Source organism: Streptomyces mutabilis, assembly GCF_014649815.1.
GTDB lineage: Bacteria > Actinomycetota > Actinomycetes > Streptomycetales > Streptomycetaceae > Streptomyces > Streptomyces mutabilis.
Genome location: NZ_BMTT01000002.1, coordinates 326,143 through 345,717 on the forward strand (window position 1 = coordinate 326,143; position 19,575 = coordinate 345,717).

Genomic DNA, 19,575 nt, shown 5'->3' on the forward strand with positions numbered 1-19,575 from the left:
CGGGGACAGAGGCGTCCCTGCGCGTGCCGACAGGAGGTCGGCCCATGAAGGTCACCACGGCAGCACTGCCCCTTCTCCCGCTCTGCCGGCGTCTCCTGCCATGCGTCCCGGGACTGCCGGGCCTACCAGGACTGACAAGCCTGGCGGGCCTCCCGGGTCGGTTGACCGGGCTCTCCATGACCCTCCTGAAGGCCAGCGCCCTGGAGGTCGCGATCCTCGCCGGGCATCTTCTGCTCTACCCCTCGGGGATCATCCAGGAGCGCCGCTCCGCCTGCGCCCTACCGTCGGCGGACTCCGACGACCCCCGAACCTCGCCCCCCGCGCCCCGGCTCCCCGCCCCCACCAGCCCCCCGGTCATCCTGCTGCACGGTTTCATCGACAACCGATCGGTCTTCCTGCTGCTGCGCCGCAGCCTGGCCCAGCACGGCAGACACCAGATCGAGTCGCTCAACTACTCCCCTCTGACCTGCGACATCCGCACCGCGGCCGAGTTGCTCGGACGACACGTGGAGGAAGTCTGCGAGCGGACGGGCAGCGAGCGGGTCGACGTCGTCGGGCACAGCCTCGGCGGGCTGATCGCGCGGTACTACGTGCAGCGCCTCGGCGGAGACCTGCGCGTCCGGACGCTCGTGACGCTCGGCACCCCGCACGCCGGCACCCGGGTGATCCCCCTGGCCGACGCACACCCGATCGTGCGCCAGATGCGCCCCGGTTCCGCGGTGCTCGAGGAGCTGACCCGGCCGTCACCCGGTTGCCGTACGCAGTTCGTCAGCTTCTGGAGCGACCTGGACCGCGTGATGGACCCGCTCGAGACGGCACGCCTGAACCACCCCGACCTTTCCGTGCAGAACGTACGGGTGAGCGGCGTCGGACACCTGGCGCTGCCCGTGCACCCGGCCGTGGCCACCGGCATCCAAGAGGCCCTCGACACCGTCGCGCCGCAGGTGGGCAACGGGAGGGGCGAACAAGCCGGTGGCCTGACGGTCGCCTGAGACCCCGAGGCCGATGTCCCGTACGCCTCCCCGTCCGAGTCAGGCCGGCACAGGGGAGTCGCGCGCCGAAACCCTGCCGTCGCCACCCGAGTGGATTCGAACGCACCTCGAACACAAAGCCAAACCCGTGCCCGCCGTCCCCCAAAACACGGCCGATTGCCCGTTTCCTGCGCTGGCGAAACCTGACGAAGATTGTCGTGCCCGTATACCGCCGGGTACAGTCGCCGCACTGCTCTGGCAGCCCCTGTTGTCGAGGCGAAAGAGAAGTTGGTGAACGACCGTCACCCGTCGGGGACCATGACCACCCCGGCTTCGGCTTCCGACGCCGATCCGGCGCAGCACGCGTCGTACGGCGCAGGGGAGCCCCAGTACGGCGACCTCACCACGTACGGCGGCTACGGCACCACTGGTTTTTCCACCGGCGGCACCGCCACGGCGACCTTCGACGCGGACCCCCTCTTCGGCAGCCTCCCGGGCCAGGGCACCGGCACCTACGACACCACCGGTTCGTACGACGCCACCCAGTGGTCCACCGGCAGCGGGCAGGTGCCCGGCTACGACGCCTACGCGGCCCAGCACCACGCCGCCTACGACACCGGCGCGTACGACACGACCGCGTGGGCGGCCGAGTACCAGCAGTCCCCCGTGTCGCCGCAGGTCGCGAGCGCCGATGCCACCGGGCAGTGGGACACGGGGGCCTGGGAGCAGCCCGACCAGTCCGGCAATCCCGCCGACCGGACCCAGCAGTGGGACTGGGGAACGCAGACCTTCGAAAGCGGCACCCTCGAGACCGGCGCCTACGAGACCGGCACGTTCGGGACCGACTCGTTCACGACCGGCACCTTCAACACCGGTACGTTCGACACCGGTTCGCTCGACACCGGCGCCTACGACGCCACGCAGTGGAACTCGGCCGGCACCGCCCCGGAGACGTCCGAGGCGCCGAAGGAGTCCGCGCCCGACGCCGCACCGGCCACCGAGGAGACCGGCTCGAGCTCCGACTCACGCGACGACGAGTTGGCCGCCACCGGGGAACTCCCCACCGTGACCGGCCTCCTGGAGGGCCAGGAGGAGGTCGTCACCCCTGCCCCACGCATCCCGGCCCCACGCGGAGCCTCCCGCAGCGGGGCGCGCTCCCGCCGCCGTCAGCCCGCCAAGCGCTCGGCGCTGATGACCATCGCCGTACCGTCGGCCTGCGTGATGAGCGTCGCGGGTATCGCGGCAGCCTCCGTCGGCAGCCTGAACGGCGACGACAGCACGGACACCACGGCGTCCGCGGCGGACGCGGGCGAGGCGAAAGCGGCCCCGGTCAAGCCGTCGGCCGCCAACAACAAGCTGGACACCCAGCTCACCAGCCTCGCCGCGGGAGCCGACGACTTCGCCGACCGGGCCAGCCGCACGCAGGAGCGCATCGACCTCAAGGCCCAGCAGGCCGCCGAGAAGAGGCGGGCGGCGGAGGAGGCGGCCCGCAAGGAACGGTTGCGCCCGAAGTTCGCACTCCCCGTCCAACAACACGGTCTCAGCGCGTACTACGGCCAGGCCGGCATCAACTGGATGTCCGTGCACAGCGGCATCGACTTCCCCGTGTCGTACGGCACGACGGTGATGGCCGTCACCGACGGCACGGTCCGCACGCAGTACAACTCCGCGTACGGCAACATGATGATCGTGACCGCGAAGGACGGCACGGAGACGTGGTACTGCCACCTCTCCAGCTACCAGGTGCCCTCCGGTACGACGGTGAAGGCCGGCGACGCGATCGCGTTTTCCGGCAACTCGGGCAACTCGACCGGTCCCCACCTGCACTTCGAGGTGCGCCCCTCGGGCGGTTCGGCCATCGACCCGCTCTCGTGGCTGCGCAGCCACGGCCTCAACCCGGCGTAGCGGAGTAAGGCCTCAGCAGGCCGGCCGGGTCCGAGCTCTCCCGGCCCGGCCCGTGCCCGCCCCGCCGTACCCCCAGCGCGCTCTCAACGCTCCCTCAGAGCTTCTCCACCGGCGCGTACCGCAGCAGCAGCCGCTTCGGCTTGGTGTCCCCGAAGTCGACAGTCGCCTCGGCGTTGCTCCCCGTGCCCTTGATCCCGACCACCGTGCCGAGACCGAACTGGTCGTGCGTGACGCGGTCGCCGACCGACAGCGACACCGTCGGCTGCTCGGCGGAAGCGGACCGGCGGGTGGCGAACCCGGACGCGCCCGACGCCGAGGAGCGGGAGCGGGACGACGACAGCGAGGCGGCCACCGCCGAGACCGGCGCGGAGGACGCGGGTCCGTTCGCCCCGGTCCGCTTCCACTCCAGGTGGGGCGCGGGGATCTCCTCCAGGAAGCGCGAGGGCGGGTTGTACGACGGCTGGCCCCAGGCGCTGCGCAGCGTGGACCGGGTCAGGTACAGCCGTTCACGGGCGCGGGTGATGCCGACGTACGCCAGGCGTCGTTCCTCCTCCAGTTCCTTGGTCTGGCCGAGGGCGCGCATGTGCGGGAAGACGCCGTCCTCCATGCCGGTGAGGAAGACGACCGGGAACTCCAGGCCCTTCGCGGTGTGCAGGGTCATCAGGGTGACGACGCCGTCGCCGTCCTCCTCGTCCGGGATCTGGTCGGAGTCGGCGACCAGCGCGACCTTCTCCAGGAAGTCGGCCAGCGTCCCGGCCTCCTCACCCTCGGCCCGCTCCTGCTCGAACTCCAGGGCGACGGCCGCGAGTTCCTGGAGGTTCTCGATGCGGGTCTCGTCCTGGGGGTCGGTGGAGGCCTGCAGCTCGGCGAGGTAGCCGGTGCGTTCGAGGATCGCCTCCAGCACGGTGGCCGGTCCGGCGCCGGACTCGACGATCGTGCGGAGGTCCTCCATGAGCGTGTTGAACCGCTTGACGGCGTTCGCGGAGCGCGCGGCCATTCCGTACGCCTCGTCCACCCGCCTGAGCGCCTGCGGGAAGCTGATCTTCTCGCGCTGGGCGAGGGCGTCGATCATCGCCTCGGCGCGGTCGCCGATGCCGCGCTTGGGGACGTTGAGGATGCGGCGCAGCGGCACCGAGTCCTCGGGGTTGGCCAGGACCCGCAGGTAGGCCAGGACGTCCCTGACCTCCTTGCGCTCGTAGAAGCGGACGCCGCCGACGACCTTGTAGGGCAGGCCGACGCGGATGAAGACCTCCTCGAAGACACGGGACTGCGCGTTGGTGCGGTAGAAGACGGCGACGTCGCCGGCCTTCGCCTCGCCCGCGTCCGTGAGGCGGTCTATCTCGTCGGCGACGAACTGGGCCTCGTCGTGCTCGGTGTCGGCGACGTACCCGGTGATCCGCGCGCCGCTGCCCTGGTTGGTCCACAGGTTCTTGGGGCGGCGGGACTCGTTGCGCTCGATGACCGCGTTGGCGGCGCTGAGGATGGTCTGGGTGGAGCGGTAGTTCTGCTCCAGCAGGATCGTGGTCGCGTCCGGGTAGTCCTCCTCGAACTGGAGGATGTTGCGGATGGTGGCGCCGCGGAAGGCGTAGATCGACTGGTCGGCGTCGCCCACCACGCACAGCTCGGCGGGCGGCACCTCGGCCTCGGGCGGCACCTCGACGGCGTGCTCCGAGGCCCCGCCGACCAGCTCGCGCACCAGGGCGTACTGGGCGTGGTTGGTGTCCTGGTACTCGTCGACCAGGACGTGCCGGAAGCGGCGACGGTAGTGCTCGGCGACGTCCGGGAAGGCGCGCAGCAGGTTGACCGTCGTCATGATCAGGTCGTCGAAGTCGAGGGCGTTGGCCTCGCGCAGCCGCGACTGGTACATGGCGTAGGCCTGCGCGAGGGTCTTCTCGAAGCCGTCGGCGGCCTGGGCGGCGAAGTCCTCCTCGTCGATCAGCTCGTTCTTCAGGTTCGAGATCTTGGCGCTGAAGGACTTGGGCGGGAAGCGCTTGGGGTCCAGGTCGAGGTCGCGGCAGACCAGGGCCATCAGGCGCTTGGAGTCGGCGGCGTCGTAGATCGAGAAGGACGAGGTGAAGCCGAGCCGCTTGGACTCGCGGCGCAGGATGCGGACGCAGGCGCTGTGGAAGGTCATCACCCACATCGCGTTGGCCCGCGGGCCGACGAGCTGCTCCACGCGCTCCTTCATCTCGCCCGCGGCCTTGTTGGTGAAGGTGATGGCGAGGATCTGGCCGGGGTGGACGCCGCGCTCGGCCAGCAGGTGGGCGATGCGGTGGGTGAGCACCCGGGTCTTGCCGGAGCCGGCACCGGCCACGATGAGCAGCGGGGAGCCGGAGTGGACGACGGCGGCACGCTGGTTCTCGTTCAGCCCTTCCAGCAGCGCGGCCGGGTCCAGTGCGGGGCGCGGGGCGCCGTCCCGGTAGTACTGGTCCCGGACCGGAGGCACGTCGAACTTCCCGCCGAACAGATCGTGCGGGACCGGCTCCGGTCCGTGATCGTCCTCGGGCGGCGGCGGAGGTTCCTCGTCGTGACCGCGGGGGGTCTGGAGGCTCGCCAGGAAGCTGTCGTCAAAGAGGCTGCTCATCGCTCTCCGAGTCTAGGGCGCTCCACCGACAACCGGTCCCCGCCCCGGAAATCGGCCGCGATCACGGCGTCGGACACGCCCCGCGACGGCCTGCGACACCAGGAGTGACCCTCCCGCCGAAGGTCACGAAAATGTATCGGGCATATCACCCACCGACCTTCACAGCCGCACACGAGTTGGCTACGGTGCGGGCAGGCCGCACGACCCCCTCCGGCGAACCTCGTCGGGCCGCGCGGCCTCCGCCGAGTCCGGCGTGTCCGCACGGCACCCGGAGCCGGGGACCCAACCGAGAACATTGGGGTGAATCGGCGCACACCGCCCTCGCCGGGGCACACGCCGTAGGGCAACCCTTCCGGATCCACTCCGCCCGAACCCGACAGCTAACCCGGTAGGCGGATCAGTGGAAGGAGTCGCCTCCTTGGCGTCGCACCGCAAGCCGCGCTCCACGGGTACGCGCGTCGCAGGTATACGGACCCCCGCCCTCGCCACGGCGGCCCTCACCTCCGTGGCCCTGCTGTCCCAGACGGCCGACGCCACGCCGTCGGACGACGACAGCCCGAGCCTCGAAGAGGTCGAGAAGAAGGTCGACGACCTCTACCGCCAGGCGGGCTCGGCGACCGAGAAGTACAACGCGGCCAAGGAGAAGACCGCCAAGCAGCGCAAGCGCGTCAACACCCTCCTCGACGACGTCGCCCAGCGCACCCAGAAGCTCAACGAGGCGCGCGAGGAGCTGGGGTCCTACGCCTCCGCCCAGTACCGCACGGGCGCCGCAATCCCGCAGACCGCGACCTTCCTGCTCGCGGACTCGCCGCAGGACTACTTCGACCAGAACCAACTGATGAGCCGGCTCACCGGCCGCCAGAAGGACGCGGTCGACGACTACGTCACGCAGCAGTCCGAGACGATGAAGAAGCGCCGGGAGGCCACCGAGAACCTCAAGACGCTCACCGAGTCGCAGAACGACCTGAAGACGGCCAAAGCCACCGTCCAGAAGAAGCTCGCCACCGCGCGCGAGCTGCTGTCGGAGCTGACCGCCGAGGAGAAGGCGCGGCTCGCGGCGATCGAGAAGAAGAAGCAGGAGGAGGCCGCCCGCAGGGCCGCCGAGCTCGCGAAGCAGCAGGCCGCGGAGCGGGAGCGGCAGGAACGGGAGCAGGCAGCCCAGCAGCAGAGCGGTGCAGGCTCCGGGCCCGGGGCCTCTTCCGGAGGCACCACTACGAAACCCTCCGCGCCGGACGCCTCCTACGGCACCGCGGCCGAGAAGGCGCTGGCCTTCGCCCGTGCCCAGATCGGCAAGCCGTACGTCTGGGGCGCCACGGGCCCCGGCTCCTACGACTGCTCGGGCCTGACCCAGGCCGCCTGGAAGGCCGCGGACGTGACCCTGCCGCGCACGACCTACGACCAGGTGGACGCCGGCACGACCGTCCCCGTCTCCCAGGCACAACCCGGTGACCTGGTCTTCTTCTACGACGACCTCAGCCACGTCGGCCTCTACATCGGCAACGGCATGATGATCCACGCCCCGAAGCCGGGCGCGTACGTCCGCGAGGAGTCGATCTACTACGACGGCGAGGGGTCGATCCACAGCGTGGTGCGCCCGGCCTGACCCGCAACGCTCTCCAGCATCGGGTGCATGTCATCCGGCACCGCTCCCGCTCGCGCTGTTCCGCTTCGATCTCCGGCAGGTGGCCCGGGGCTCCGGGGACCACTGGGTGGCGGGCGGCGCGCTCGCCCTCTCGGCCCTCGCCGGCGCCAAGCTGCTCGCCGCCGCCGGGACGGGCATGTACCTGTGGAACGCGGACGACCGGGCCGTGCTGCACGACGTGACCGTCTTCCTGCTCGTCCTCGACCTGGCCTGGTACGCCGTCCTGCTCGCCGCCGAGATCGCGTGGCCGCGGCTCCGTTACGACGTGCGCCGCTGGTCGACCGTCTTCCCGCTCGGCATGACGGCGGCGGCGACGCTGTCCGTCGCCGCCGCCGTCGACGTGCCGTGGCTGGACGCGCCCGGTCAGGCGCTGCTGTGGATCGCGGTCGCGGCGTGGCTGGCGGTCGCGGCGGGGGCGGTCCTCCAGGCCCGGGCCGGGGTGCGGTCGGCGGGCACGGACGCGGGCCCGGCGGCCCTCAGGTCCACAGCACGGCGATGAAGACGTTCACCACGGTCAGCAGGCCCACCAGGCCGAACACCCGCTTCTCCACCTTCTCGTCGTCGCGCTTCACGTAGACCAGACCGAGGATCACGATCAGCACGGCGAGCTTCACGCCGATCTTGATGTTGTCGACGGAGTGGTCCTGAGCCTGGTTGAGGCCGACCAGCGCCACTCCGGTGACGAGCATCGTCAGCGCGCCGTGCAGCATCGCGGGAACGAATCGGGCCGTGCCCTGGCCCATCGCCTTCATCTGGGTCAGGAAGCCGCCCAGGAGCGACGCGATGCCGATGATGTGCAGACCGACGAAAACGTGGAGGAGTACGTCCATGAGGCCGGAGCCTAATCAGGGGCCCGGACACGCTCCGACACCGGCCCACCCGGAGGCGACGCCTCGCACGGCGCTCCGGCGCACATGTTCCTGCCGTAGCACCCCACCACTCCCTCTCGCCCCAGATCCGGCGCTTCGGTCACCACCCTGCGTGAAGGCGACTGCCGCGGGGCGGGACCACGGTCACATACGGTCGCCCATCGGCCCGGTACCGCCAGTTCCGCACAAGCCGTCACCGGGCGGTTACCGCCGCGCCTAACGTCCTCCCCCAGGTAAGCCGAGCCGTACGGAAGGACGTGGATCGCAGGTGGGAGCGCACCGCAGGCCGCGACAGCGCATCACGGGTGGCGGGAAGGGCCGAACGGCGGCCACCATCACCCTCGCGGGCGCGGCCACCGCGACCGGTCTGGGCGGCGGCACCGGCCACGCCGCCCCCGAGCCGACGCCGGCGCAGGTCAAGGCGAAGGTGGACAAGCTCTACCAGGAGGCGGAGGTCGCCACCGAGAAGTACAACGGCGCGAAGGAGAAGGCGGACACCGCCGAACGGCGCCTGGAGAAGCTGCGGGACGAGGCGGCCCGCAAGCAGGACCGGCTGAACTCGACGCGCGAGGCCCTGGGTTCGGTCGCGGCGGCGCAATACCGCAGCGGTGGCCTCGACCCGGCGCTGCGGCTCGCGCTCTCCGCCGACCCCGACCGGTACCTCGACGACGCCGCCCTCGTCGAGCGGGCGGGCAGCATGCAGCAGGCCGCCGTGGGCCGGGCGCGCAAGGACCTGCGGGAGATCGAGCAGCTGCGCGGCGCCGCACGCGTCGAGGTGGCCTCGCTGACGTCGCGCCGGGCGGAGCTGAAACGCCACCGCGAGACCGTCACCGGCAAGCTGGACGCGGCCCGTCGCCTGCTGTCACGCCTGACCGCCGAGGAACGCGCCCGCCTCGGCCACGGCACCGGTGACCACGCATCCCGCGCATCGTCCGGCTCCCGGGACGACCTCTCCGCTTCGGCCCAGGCACCCAACTCCCGCGCGGCGGCGGCCGTCACCTACGCCTACCGGAAGCTCGGCAGCCCCTACGTCTGGGGCGCGACCGGCCCCGACGCCTTCGACTGCTCGGGCCTCACCCAGGCCGCCTACCGTGCCGCGGGCGTCTCCCTGCCCCGAACGACCTACGCCCAGATCGACGCCGGCCGCCGCGTCGCCCTCTCGGAACTGCTCCCCGGCGACCTGGTCTTCTTCTACTCCGGCATCAGCCACGTCGGCATCTACGTCGGGGACGGCAAGATGATCCACGCCCCGAACCCGTCCGCGCCGGTGCGCGTGGCGCCCGTGGACCAGATGCCGTTCGCGGGGGCTGCGCGGGTGGTGTGAGGCCCCTGCCGACGGTGCCGACGTCCTCACCGACGGGACGGAGCGGCCGCGGGGTCAGACCAGCCGTCGTGCCGTCGCCCACCGCGTCAGCTCGTGCCGGTTGGACAGCTGGAGCTTGCGCAGGACAGCCGAGACGTGGGACTCGACCGTCTTCACCGAGATGTACAGCTGTTTGGCGATCTCCTTGTACGCGTAGCCGCGGGCGATCAGGCGCAGCACCTCGCGCTCGCGCTGGGTGAGGCGGTCCATGTCCTCGTCGACCGGCGGGGCGTCGGTGGAGGCGAACGCGTCGAGGACGAACCCGGCCAGGCGCGGGGAGAAGACGGCGTCTCCCTCCTGGACGCGGAAGATGGAGTCGACCAGGTCCGTGCCGGTGATCGTCTTGGTCACATAGCCCCGGGCGCCGCCGCGGATCACACCGATGACGTCCTCCGCCGCGTCCGAGACGGAGAGGGCGAGGAAGCGGACGGGCTGCTCGGTGTCGCTCATCAAGGGGGTACAACGGCGCAGTACTTCGACGCCGCCGCCACCGGGGAGGTGGACGTCGAGGAGCACCACTTCGGGCCGGGTGGCGGTGATGACGGTGACGGCCTGGTCGACATCGGCGGCCTCGCCGACGACCTCCACACCGGTCTGCGCGGTCTGACCGATCTCGGCCTGGACGCCGGTGCGGAACATACGGTGGTCGTCGACGAGCACCACGCGCACGTGACGCTCCCCCGTGCCCGCGTTCGCCGACTGTGCGGGCTCGGTCGCCTCTCCCGCTCCCACCGTTCCGTTCGCCTCGGTCGGGTCGCTCATGACGTCTTCTCCGCCCTCTCCATCTCCAGCTCGACCTCCGTGCCGCCGCCCGGCACCGCGCGCAGCCGCGCCGTGCCGCCGTTGCGCTCCATGCGGCCGATGATCGATTCTCTGACACCCATGCGGTCGGCGGGTATCGAGTCGAGGTCGAAGCCGGGGCCGCGGTCCCGAACGGACACGAAGACCGTCCTGCCCTCGACTTCGGCGTAGACCTGAACGGCGCCGCCCTCGCCACCGTACTTGGCGGCGTTCACCATGGCCTCACGTCCGGCTTGCATCTGTGACGCGATCCTCTCGTCGAGCGGGCAGTCGCCGACGACCACCACCTCGATGGGGACGCCGTGCTTGTCCTCCACCTCCGCCGCGTTGCGCTTGATGGCCTCGGCGAGGGTGGTGGGCTCGTCGTCCTCGTCCTTGCCGTTGCCCTCCGGCTTGTAGAGCCAGGCGCGCAGGTCGCGCTCCTGGGCGCGGGCCAGGCGGCGCACCTCACCGGCGTTCTCCGCGTTGCGCTGGATCAGGGTCAGGGTGTGCAGCACCGAGTCGTGGACGTGGGCGGCGACCTCGGCCCGCTCCTGCGCGCGGATGCGCATCAGCCGCTCCTCGGAGAGATCCTGGGTCATGCGCACCAGGTACGGACCGGCGAGGAGCGTTATGCCGACGAGGACGGCGAGCGCGGCCTGGAGCACGGAGCCGAGGTGGGCGGCGGAACCCTGGAGGACGAAGATGCCGGTGACGCCCGCCGTCACCAGCAGGACTCCGGCCACGGAACGCAGCAGGGTGACGGTCCGCCGGTGGCGTCCCACCTCGGCCCAGCGGGCCCGGCGGGCGTTGTCCGCCTGCCGCCAGACGAGGGCGACGCCGGCGCCGACGAGCACGGTCGGCCAGAGATAGGCCTTCGCTCCGCCGCCGAGGTCCACATTGCCCACGAAGACCAGGGCAACGACGACCATGAGGAGCAGGGCGACGATCTGACCCTTGTCCGGCTTGCGGGCGACGAGTCTGCGGCGGCCGTCCGGCGAGGTCTCGGAGGTGACGAGGGACGGCGGCCTCTGGGCGTCGACGCCGCCGACGCCCAATGGCACGAAGAACCAGAAGGCCGCGTACAGCAGCGCGCCGAGACCGTCGGCCATGAACAGGCCGACGAAGGCGAAGCGCACCCAGATGACGGGCAGCCCGAGATGCCCGGCGAGCCCCCGCGCCACCCCGCCCAGCCAGCGTCCGTCGCTGCTGCGGTAGAGCTTGCGCGGCGGCCGCGGTTCGACGAGTGGCGCTGCTGCGGCTTCCGGCATGACATCGATGGTCACACGGCCCGGGGAGCCGGAGCATCAGGGTCCGTCCCCTACAATTTCCTGATCTTCGGGTCGGCGTGCCCTCGAACGCTCCCCCGGCACCGGGTCAGGGCCGATATCAGGGTCCGACCAGGGTCGAACCGACTGCCGCCACGGCGTCGCGCCCGTCACCATGGACTCATGACAGATCACGAGCACGCCGCGACGGGTCCGGGACCCGGCCCCGGCCCGCGCCCTCCGCGGGGCGCCGGGCCGCAAGGTGCCGCGCCCGCCGCGGATGCCACGGGTGCCGCGGCAGGCCAGGGCACCGCCACCGGCGCGGGCGTAGGCGCCGCCACGGGCGTCATGACCGACGCGGAGGCCGCCGGCGGCGATGTCCCCGGGCCGCCCCACAAATTCCGGCGCGACCGGCAGTACAAGACGTTCGGCGGCGTGTGCGCCGGCCTCGGGCGTCAGTGCGACATGGACCCGGTGATCTTCCGGATCACTCTCGCGGTGCTCTCCGCGACCGGCGGCATCGGCCTCATCTTCTACGGCTTCGCCTGGCTCTTCATCCCGTACGACGACGAGGACGAGAACGAGCTGCGCAAGCTGCTGACCGGCCGCGTCGACGGCCAGGCGCTGGCGGCCGTGCTGTTCGCCCTGGTCGGCTGCGGGGTCTTCCTGACGATGCTGAACAACGGCGGAGTGCTGACCTTCGCCGTGGTGCTGTCCCTCGTCCTCGCGGGCGCCGGGTACTGGTCACGGCACCGGCGCACGCCCGATCCCGACCCCCTGTCCACCCAGGCCGCCGCCGACGCCCCACCCGAGGCTCAAGCACCGCCGATCATGTACACCTGGCCCTCCTGGTGGCGCGAACCCATAGTCAAGGACGGCACCCACGTCGGCGGTACGGGGTATCTGTGGGGCCCGCCGGACTCCGAGGACCGTGACACCGCGGCGGCCGTCAACATCGGCCGCGGTGTCCCCCCGGGCGACCGATCCCCCGTGGGCGACCGGCGCCCGCGGTCCCCCCAGCCACGCGGCCCGCGCGGCATCGGCGGCTCGGTCTTCACCCTCGCCCTGCTGGCGGGTTTCTTCGGCACTCGTCTGACGTGGGACGAGCACCCGCTCGGCACCAGCCTGCAGACCGGCCTGGCCGGTGCGCTCGCCGTCTTCGGCATCGGCATCGCGGTCAGCTCCTTCCTGGGGCGCACGGGAGCCGGTTCCGTCTTCCTGGCGGTCATCACGGCCGGCCTGCTGGCCGGCTCCGCCGCCCTGCCCAAGGACGTCGGCACCGACTGGGTCCGGAAGACCTGGGCGCCCACGACGGTGACCGCCGTACGCCAGCAGTACGACATCGGGGCCGGCAGCGGCACCCTGGATCTGTCCCGGCTGGACCTGGAAGAGGGGCAGACGGTGACCACCCGGGCCGACGTGGGGATGGGCCGAATACAGGTCGTGGTGCCGCAGGACGTGACCGTGCGGCTGAGCGTCGAGGTGGGCGTGGGCGACATCCAGTTGCCCGGCGACGACAAGAAGGACGTGGACGTGGCACCGGGCAAGCACAAGGAGGTCACCCTGTCCCCCACGACGGGCGGCAAGGACGCAGGCACTCTCGACCTCGACCTCCAGGTCGGCGTCGGCCAGGCGGAGGTGACCCGTGCTGCGTCATAGGTTCCAGCCCGGACGTCTGGTCGCCGGCCTCTTCCTGACCCTTGCGGGCGTCATCTACGTCGGTGACGCGGGCGGTCTCTGGAAGACCCCGTGGTTCGTCGTGATCCCCGTCGTCATGGGCGGCCTCTGCCTCGCCGGAGCGGTCGGCGTCGTGGCCCGGTCCGCGCACCGGCGCCGGGGGACGCTCCGCGCGAAGGCGGACGGACCGCCGGGCGGACCCGCCGGCTGACGACCACCGTCCCGGCGTCACCCCGGCCCCTGCAAGGCGCCCTGCCCGGCCGACGCCACCGGCACCAGGGCGGCAAAGCGCGAGGGCGGCCCGCCAGGACGGCAGCCTGTCGAAACCGACAGGAAGAAACCGGCCGAAGAAGGATTGAGCGGGGCTTCCGCGTCGTACGTATGGACTGAGGAGGGGGTCTCGGCACGCGCGGGCGAGAGGCGGCTGGCAGTGATGGCTCACGGTATGCGGACGGATGCGTACACCTCACACCCGGGCGGCGGCGGAGGCTGGCGGGACCACGCCACCCGCTACGCCCTCGTTCCTCTGCGGATCTTTCTGGGCGTCACGTTCATCTACGCCGGCCTCGACAAGCTCACCGACAGCGCCTTCATGAAGGACTCGGGCGCCGGCTCCGTCGGCGACATGATGCGGGCGGTCCGCGACTCCTCGGCCATCCCGCCCCTCGTCGACCTGGCCCTGAAGAGCCCCGCCGGTTTCGGTTACGCGATCGCCCTGGGCGAGCTGGCCGTCGGCATCGGCACGCTGCTCGGACTGCTGACCCGTCTCGCCGCGCTCGGCGGTGCCCTGATCTCGCTCAGCCTCTGGCTGACCGTCAGCTGGGCCTCCGACCCGTACTACTACGGCAATGACCTCGCCTACCTCATGGCCTGGATCCCCCTCGTCCTGGCCGGCGCCCCGCTGCTGTCCCTGGATGCCGCACTGCGCTCCAGGCGGCACCGCGGGACGGGCGGGTACCGGTAGGCCGGCGGACGACCCCCGGGGGCATCGGGTTCGGCGGGGTGGCGGTCAGTCCGTCACGTCGATCGCGTACCGGTTGGTCTCCACTCCGGCGCTCGTGACCACCTGGACGTCCACCCGGCCCGGTTCCACGTCCGCCGGTACCGGGACCGTCAGCAGGTCGTCCGTGGGGTTGCTGAAACCGCCGGTCACCGGCACCAGGGGAACGTGGACGTTGACCGCGCCGATGCGGACGACCATCCGGGAGAGGCGGTCCGCGCGCTGGGCGCCCGGCGGTACGAAACCGGCGCCACGGATCTCGATGTCGTCGCCGGTGCGGATCGGCGCGTCCAGGTCGCCCGCCTCGCGGGCCCGCACCACGGAGAGGATCACGGGGCGCCCGCCCTCCGCGTACTTGCCGGCCACGTAGGTCGCCGCCGACACCAGCACGACGACCGCCAGCCCCCACGGCAGGTCGGGCAGCTGGTCCGGGCGCCGGGCCAGCCGTACCGCCGCGAAGACCAGCGCGACCGCGCTGATCACGACGTACTGGATGTCGGCGAAGGTGCCGCGCCCGGCGTCGTCGGTCAGCAGGTCGGAGGCGCGTGGCCGGTCCGCCCGCACCTTCTGCAGCCGCTGCGCCAGTACCCGCAGGCCGACCACCCGCCGCACCAGGACGGCGATCCCGCACACCACCGCGAGCACCGTCACGGCACCGGCTCCGCGGGTGAGTTCGAGCCCGGAGACCAGCGAGTCCCGCCGGGCGGGCCCCGAGGCCACCGCCAGCTGTCCGGCCAGGACGAGGACCGCGTACGCGACGAACAGCACCCAGGCCGCCGCCACGGCCCGGGACGTGGACAGGCGGTTGTCCTCCCCGATCACCGGAGCCAGCGCCCCGCCCCGCGCCCGGTGGAACCACGAGGCCGCCGTCAGCGCACCGGCCACGACCAGCGCCGCCGCGAGACCCGCGGTGCGCGCCGCCGTCCAGCCCGCGCCGATGGCGGTGAGCGACTGCACGAGCAGCAGCAGTACGACCCCGGCCCACACCGTGGCCGCCGTACGGCGGCCGAGGCCCGCGAGCCACGCCTCGCCCTCGGCGCGACCGCGTTCAGCGACGACTTCAGCGGACTGGGTCAGCTCCTCGGAGACCCACTGCCGGGAGGCGGAGGCCGAGTGGGCCACCGCGGCCGGCAGCCCTTGGCCGGCGGCGAACTCGTCGCGCCGCGACAGGAACGCGGCGACCGCCCGACGGTGCCCCTCACGGGCGCCGTGCGGGCAGTCCCCGCAGGTGCAACCGCCCCCGTGGGCCTCCTCGTACGCGCTCCTGCCCGAGCCGCTCCCGTGTCTCGCCTCCTGCACCGCCACGCCCGACGCCCGCCTTCCCCGACCCCTGCGACAACCCGCGCGAACCGCGGTGAACCCAGCAACGACACCTGCACGGGGTGTTTCCATCGCGCCACCCGCGTCGGCCACCCCAAGTCTCATGGGACGACAGCGAATTGTGCCGCACAACGCACCCTGCGCGCCCGGCGCCCCCGCCCCTCTGCCCAACGCGGGTGACATGCGGACCGCCGTGTTGACCCGGCCCCGGGGCCGGTCGCGAACCGGCTGCGGGAACCGGCCACAACTGGCTGCGGGAACCGACCCCGAACCGACTGCGGGAACCGGCCCTCCGTCGAAGGGATCCGGCTCGCTGCGGCTGATCAACCGCCACAGCGGCTGGTAGTTGATCCACCCCACCAGGTCGCCGCCGAACTGCTCCCGGGTGGCCACCGCCTGCCGGTGTTCGATCAGCACCGGTCGGCCCGCCGCCCCCGCCGTCAGCTGCGCCTGGCAGGACCGCTCCAGCGACAGCAACCACCAGGCCGCGGCGTCCACCGAGTCGCCGACGGTGAGCAGCCCGTGGTTGCGCAGCACCAGCGCCTTGTCCGAGCCGAGCTCCCCGGCGATGCGCCGCCCTTCAGGTCGCCGAGGGCGGAGGGGGCGCGCCCGTGCCTGGAATGGCAGGGGGCGACCGCGACGACGTCCGGCCGGGCGGCGTGCACCTGGGCGTGGACGGTGAAACCGGCCTGGTTCACGTGGTAGCGGCCCTCCACCGCCTGGCTGGCCATCGGTTCGGCCGACAACAGGTCGCTCACCGTGATGTGCCCCAACGGCATGCCGAACGGGTTGACCCGGAAACAGTCGCTGTACTCGGGGTCGCGGGCCGTGATGTGCCCGGAGACCCCGTCCTCGAACCCGTACCGGCCGAAAGCCGCAGCGCGCCCGCGAGCCGTTCCTTGCGGTGCCGGCGCTCGCCCTCGACCGAGTCGTGCATCGGCGGCATCGCGAACCGCAAGCCGATACCCAGCCCGATACCGGACAGACGGTGTCGGGTATCGGGTCCACACTCGGCGTATGGCATCGAGCACCGCAACAGGCAGCACAGCGGCGAACTGGTCCTGCTTCGCCACTGCCGAACCCGACCTGGCCGCCACCGTAGAGGCGCGCTTCGGCGCCTACACCCACCACGTCCTCGCCACGCTGCGCAGGGACGGCTCGCCGCGCACCACCGGCCTGGAGGTGCGTTTCCTGGACGGCGAGCTGTGGCTCGGCATGATGCCGGGCTCGGTCAAGGCGCTCGACCTGCGCCGCGACCCGCGGTTCGCCTTGCAGGCGAACCCGGGGGACGGCACCGGGATGGGCGGCGGTGACGTGCGGATCGGCGGACGGGCGATCGAGGTCGAGGACTCCGCGACCCGGGCCCGGTACGTGAAAGAGGTGGAACCGCCGGAGCCGTTCCACCTCTTCCGTACCGAGCTGACGGAGGTCGTGCGGACCTACGTGGAGGACGACGCGTATCTCGTCGTCCAGGTCTGGCAGCCCGGACAGCCCTTGCGCACCGTCAAGCGCACCTAGGGGCTACTCCCACTCGATCGTGCCCGGCGGTTTCGACGTCACGTCGAGGACGACGCGGTTGACGTCCTTGACCTCGTTGGTGATGCGGGTCGAGATCTTGGAGAGCACGTCGTACGGCAGCCGCGACCAGTCGGCCGTCATGGCGTCCTCGGAGGAGACGGGCCGCAGCACGATCGGGTGGCCGTAGGTGCGGCCGTCGCCCTGGACGCCGACGGAGCGGACGTCCGCGAGCAGCACCACGGGGCACTGCCAGATGTCGCGGTCGAGCCCCGCCGCGGTCAGCTCCTCGCGGGCGATGGCGTCGGCCTCACGGAGCAGGTCGAGTCGCTCCTTGGTGACCTCGCCGACGATGCGGATGCCGAGACCCGGGCCCGGGAAGGGCTGGCGCTGGACGATCTCGTCCGGCAGGCCCAGCTCCTGGCCGACCATGCGCACCTCGTCCTTGAACAGCTTGCGCAGCGGCTCGATGAGCTTGAACTCGAGGTCCTCGGGGAGCCCGCCGACGTTGTGGTGGGACTTGATGTTGGCCGCGCCGGTGCCGCCGCCGGACTCGACGACGTCCGGGTAGAGGGTGCCCTGGACCAGGAACTCCACGGCCGGGCCCTCGTCGGCGATGATCTCGGCCTGGGCCTGCTCGAAGACCCGGATGAACTCGCGGCCGATGATCTTCCGCTTCTCCTCGGGGTCGGAGACCCCGGCCAGCGCCTTGAGGAACCGCTCGCCGGCGTCCACGACCTTCAGCTGCACGCCGGTCGCGGCGACGAAATCCTTCTCGACCTGCTCGGTCTCGCCCTTGCGCATCAGGCCGTGGTCGACGTAGACGCAGGTCAGCTGGGAGCCGATGGCCTTCTGGACGAGGGCGGCGGCGACCGCGGAGTCCACGCCGCCGGACAGGCCGCAGATGGCGCGCTTGTCGCCGACCTGCTCGCGGATGGCCGCGACCTGCTCCTCGATGACGTTGCCCGTCGTCCAGTCGGGGGCGAGACCCGCACCGCGGTACAGGAAGTGCTCCAGCACCTGCTGTCCGTGCGTGGAGTGCATCACCTCGGGGTGGTACTGGACGCCGTAGAGCTTCTTCTCGTCGTTCTCGAAGGCTGCGACCGGGACGACGTCCGTGGAGCCGGTGACGGTGAAGCCCTCGGGGGCGGCGGAGCAGGCGTCGCCGTGCGACATCCACACGGCCTGCTCGGCCGGGGTGCCCTCGAAGAGGGTGGAGGACGGCTTGGAGACCGTCAGGTCGGTGCGGCCGTACTCTCGCGCGCCGGAGTTGTCGACGGTGCCGCCGAGGGTCTGCGCCATCAGCTGGAAGCCGTAGCACATGCCGAAGACGGGCACACCGGCCTCGAACAGGGCGCGGTCGACGGTCGGGGCGCCCGGCTCGTACACCGACGAGGGGCCACCGGAGAGAATGATGGCTGCCGGGTTCCTGGCGAGCATCTCGTCGACCGGCATGGAGCTCGGCACGACCTCGCTGTAGACCCGCGCCTCGCGGACGCGACGGGCGATGAGCTGGGCGTACTGCGCGCCGAAGTCGACGACCAGGACGGTGTCGGGGGCGGCGGCAGCGGGAGTCGCTGATGACACGGGGTGCCTTCCGGCGGTCGGGCGGGGGTCTTGTGCTCCCGATTCTACCGAGGTGGGCAGGTGGCCCGCCCCGGCCGTGGTGCGCGGACCGCTCCGCGCACCACGTCTCACCATGCGAACCGCTTTGGACACGGAGCGTTCGCGGGGCATACTGATGGCATGCTCACGCACCAGGCGTTCGTCTTTACCTATGGCAACCGGCCCACCGGCTGCCATAGGTCGTGCTGCTTGAGCAACTGACAAGCGACTTCCCAGGCGCCCCGGGCCGACAAGGTCCGGGGCGCCTGTCGTTTCCGGTCCTGCCGCCCCGGGGCACCGCCACCCACTCTCCGGCGAGGAGCCCACGACATGACCGTCACCACCGCACACACCACCTCCGCACACACGGCGACCGCGGACAGGACCGGCGTGGACCAGACCGGCGCCCGCACCCCCGAGGCCGCCGAGGTGATCACCGGCGGCCGGGAGCGCATCGACGCCCTCGACGACCGGATCATCGGGTTGATCCAGGAACGGATGGCCGTCTCCGCCGTCATCCAGCAGGCGCGGATCACCTCCGGCGGCCGGCGGGTGAACCTTTCCCGCGAGATGGAGGTCCTCGGCCACTACAGCGAGGCGCTGGGCAAGCCGGGTACGTCACTGGCGATGACGCTGCTGGAGCTGTGTCGGGGTCGCGTCTGAACGCCGTGTCCGGGCTCGCATCTGCGTTCGGGCACCTTCTCACCCGTACGGCGCGTGACCGCCGCGCGGGACGCTTCGTTGGTCCCGGTGTCCGTGCCAGCCAGGGGCGGGCCCGAAAGAACCACGCGTGGCTCACTGGGGCGATGAGACGTACGGATCGTGCCGTACGTCGTGGGACCTCGCCCCAGAAAGTGACCGGACGGCAGGGGACAGCAGCCCGGTCACCCAAGAGAACGGCCGGCCCCGGGGACGCCCGGGGCCGGCCGACGGGACTCGTCCGGGTCCGGGACGTCCCCTCCCCCGCACAACCGCATGCTCGACAGGCCCGCGGCGCGACCCCCCGGCGCCGCTCCGAGGCACCGGTGCCGCCCTGACGCCGGTGCTGGCTGAAGAAGGGCCCCGCGGCCACGCCC

General features: G+C 71.7%; 15 protein-coding genes, 2 pseudogenes and 1 riboswitch. Of the genes and pseudogenes, 10 read left to right on the top strand and 7 right to left on the bottom strand.

All coding sequences use genetic code 11. The features are described from left to right. Positions 1 to 44: 44 nt before the first annotated feature. Together IE142_RS05635 and IE142_RS05640 are read left to right on the top strand one after the other, a co-directional pair. A complete protein-coding gene (locus IE142_RS05635; protein WP_191884684.1) occupies positions 45 to 992 on the top strand; it encodes an esterase/lipase family protein in 948 nt (315 codons plus the stop codon). A gap of 270 nt (positions 993 to 1,262) precedes the next feature. Beyond that, positions 1,263 to 2,876 (top strand): M23 family metallopeptidase, encoded by a 1,614-nt coding sequence (locus IE142_RS05640; RefSeq protein ID WP_191884685.1) that lies wholly within the window; start codon positions 1,263 to 1,265, stop codon positions 2,874 to 2,876. Between the two features lie 94 nt (positions 2,877 to 2,970). Here IE142_RS05640 and pcrA read toward each other — a convergent pair whose 3' ends face one another. Then, positions 2,971 to 5,460: a DNA helicase PcrA gene (pcrA, locus tag IE142_RS05645; protein ID WP_191884686.1), complete on the bottom strand. Its 2,490-nt coding sequence runs from the start codon at positions 5,458 to 5,460 to the stop codon at positions 2,971 to 2,973. 230 nt (positions 5,461 to 5,690) lie between these two features. Further along, positions 5,691 to 5,870: riboswitch (cyclic di-AMP (ydaO/yuaA leader) on the top strand. A gap of 8 nt (positions 5,871 to 5,878) precedes the next feature. Here pcrA and IE142_RS05650 point away from each other — a divergent pair. Together IE142_RS05650 and IE142_RS05655 are read left to right on the top strand one after the other, a co-directional pair. After that, positions 5,879 to 7,063 carry a C40 family peptidase gene (locus tag IE142_RS05650; RefSeq protein WP_191884687.1) on the top strand — a complete coding sequence of 395 codons (1,185 nt, stop codon included), beginning with the start codon at positions 5,879 to 5,881 and terminating at the stop codon, positions 7,061 to 7,063. A 49-nt stretch (positions 7,064 to 7,112) separates the two neighbouring features. Continuing rightward, a pseudogene (locus IE142_RS05655) lies at positions 7,113 to 7,601 on the top strand (SLAC1 family transporter); the annotation flags it as partial. On the opposite strand, the gene IE142_RS05660 reads toward IE142_RS05655, so the two are convergent. Continuing rightward, positions 7,579 to 7,932, bottom strand: coding sequence for a hypothetical protein (locus tag IE142_RS05660; protein ID WP_191884688.1), 354 nt, complete (start codon positions 7,930 to 7,932; stop codon positions 7,579 to 7,581). The pseudogene IE142_RS05655 and the gene IE142_RS05660 sit on opposite strands and share 23 nt — an antisense overlap. A 307-nt stretch (positions 7,933 to 8,239) precedes the next feature. Between IE142_RS05660 and IE142_RS05665 the strand changes: the two genes are divergently transcribed. Next, positions 8,240 to 9,295, top strand: a complete 1,056-nt coding sequence (locus IE142_RS05665) for a C40 family peptidase (RefSeq protein WP_191884689.1) — start codon at positions 8,240 to 8,242, stop codon at positions 9,293 to 9,295. 54 nt (positions 9,296 to 9,349) lie between these two features. Here IE142_RS05665 and IE142_RS05670 read toward each other — a convergent pair whose 3' ends face one another. Together IE142_RS05670 and IE142_RS05675 are read right to left on the bottom strand one after the other, a co-directional pair. Beyond that, entirely contained in the window at positions 9,350 to 10,096 is a 747-nt protein-coding gene (locus IE142_RS05670; protein WP_191884690.1) for a LuxR C-terminal-related transcriptional regulator, read from the bottom strand. Next, entirely contained in the window at positions 10,093 to 11,385 is a 1,293-nt protein-coding gene (locus IE142_RS05675) for an ATP-binding protein (protein WP_191884691.1), read from the bottom strand. Before IE142_RS05675 ends, IE142_RS05670 begins: the two co-directional genes overlap by 4 nt. 180 nt (positions 11,386 to 11,565) lie before the next feature. Between IE142_RS05675 and IE142_RS05680 the strand changes: the two genes are divergently transcribed. The 3 genes from IE142_RS05680 (at position 11,566) to IE142_RS05690 (ending at position 14,023) form a co-directional block, all read left to right on the top strand. After that, entirely contained in the window at positions 11,566 to 13,041 is a 1,476-nt protein-coding gene (locus IE142_RS05680; protein ID WP_191884692.1) for a PspC domain-containing protein, read from the top strand. Beyond that, positions 13,028 to 13,270 carry a hypothetical protein gene (locus IE142_RS05685; protein WP_043380890.1) on the top strand — a complete coding sequence of 81 codons (243 nt, stop codon included), beginning with the start codon at positions 13,028 to 13,030 and terminating at the stop codon, positions 13,268 to 13,270. The genes IE142_RS05680 and IE142_RS05685 overlap by 14 nt, the downstream gene beginning before the upstream one ends. Positions 13,271 to 13,492: 222 nt before the next feature. Beyond that, positions 13,493 to 14,023 carry a DoxX family membrane protein gene (locus IE142_RS05690; RefSeq protein WP_191884693.1) on the top strand — a complete coding sequence of 177 codons (531 nt, stop codon included), beginning with the start codon at positions 13,493 to 13,495 and terminating at the stop codon, positions 14,021 to 14,023. A 45-nt stretch (positions 14,024 to 14,068) separates the two neighbouring features. On the opposite strand, the gene IE142_RS05695 is transcribed toward IE142_RS05690, so the two are convergent. Beyond that, positions 14,069 to 15,364, bottom strand: a complete 1,296-nt coding sequence (locus tag IE142_RS05695; protein WP_191885047.1) for a hypothetical protein — start codon at positions 15,362 to 15,364, stop codon at positions 14,069 to 14,071. Positions 15,365 to 15,682: 318 nt separating this feature from the next. Beyond that, a pseudogene (locus tag IE142_RS05700) lies at positions 15,683 to 16,325 on the bottom strand (class II aldolase/adducin family protein); the annotation flags it as partial. A 71-nt stretch (positions 16,326 to 16,396) separates the two neighbouring features. Between IE142_RS05700 and IE142_RS05705 the strand changes: the two are divergent. Continuing rightward, positions 16,397 to 16,897, top strand: a complete 501-nt coding sequence (locus tag IE142_RS05705) for a pyridoxamine 5'-phosphate oxidase family protein (protein WP_191884694.1) — start codon at positions 16,397 to 16,399, stop codon at positions 16,895 to 16,897. Positions 16,898 to 16,900: 3 nt separating this feature from the next. Here IE142_RS05705 and guaA read toward each other — a convergent pair whose 3' ends face one another. After that, a complete protein-coding gene (gene guaA, locus IE142_RS05710) occupies positions 16,901 to 18,481 on the bottom strand; it encodes a glutamine-hydrolyzing GMP synthase (RefSeq protein ID WP_043380896.1) in 1,581 nt (526 codons plus the stop codon). Between the two features lie 348 nt (positions 18,482 to 18,829). Between guaA and IE142_RS05715 the strand changes: the two genes are divergently transcribed. After that, entirely contained in the window at positions 18,830 to 19,162 is a 333-nt protein-coding gene (locus IE142_RS05715) for a chorismate mutase (RefSeq protein WP_191884695.1), read from the top strand. Positions 19,163 to 19,575 lie beyond the last annotated feature (413 nt).

What these genes read in the sequence shown, in the direction of transcription:
- pcrA (WP_191884686.1), bottom strand. Translation starts at nt 5,460, where the DNA reads ATGAGCAGCCTCTTTGACGACAGCTTCCTGGCGAGCCTCCAGACCCCC.
- IE142_RS05715 (WP_191884695.1), top strand. Translation starts at nt 18,830, where the DNA reads ATGACCGTCACCACCGCACACACCACCTCCGCACACACGGCGACCGCG.
- IE142_RS05680 (WP_191884692.1), top strand. Translation starts at nt 11,566, where the DNA reads ATGACAGATCACGAGCACGCCGCGACGGGTCCGGGACCCGGCCCCGGC.
- IE142_RS05660 (WP_191884688.1), bottom strand. Translation starts at nt 7,932, where the DNA reads ATGGACGTACTCCTCCACGTTTTCGTCGGTCTGCACATCATCGGCATC.
- IE142_RS05705 (WP_191884694.1), top strand. Translation starts at nt 16,397, where the DNA reads ATGGCATCGAGCACCGCAACAGGCAGCACAGCGGCGAACTGGTCCTGC.
- IE142_RS05690 (WP_191884693.1), top strand. Translation starts at nt 13,493, where the DNA reads ATGGCTCACGGTATGCGGACGGATGCGTACACCTCACACCCGGGCGGC.
- IE142_RS05670 (WP_191884690.1), bottom strand. Translation starts at nt 10,096, where the DNA reads ATGAGCGACCCGACCGAGGCGAACGGAACGGTGGGAGCGGGAGAGGCG.
- IE142_RS05635 (WP_191884684.1), top strand. Translation starts at nt 45, where the DNA reads ATGAAGGTCACCACGGCAGCACTGCCCCTTCTCCCGCTCTGCCGGCGT.
- IE142_RS05675 (WP_191884691.1), bottom strand. Translation starts at nt 11,385, where the DNA reads ATGCCGGAAGCCGCAGCAGCGCCACTCGTCGAACCGCGGCCGCCGCGC.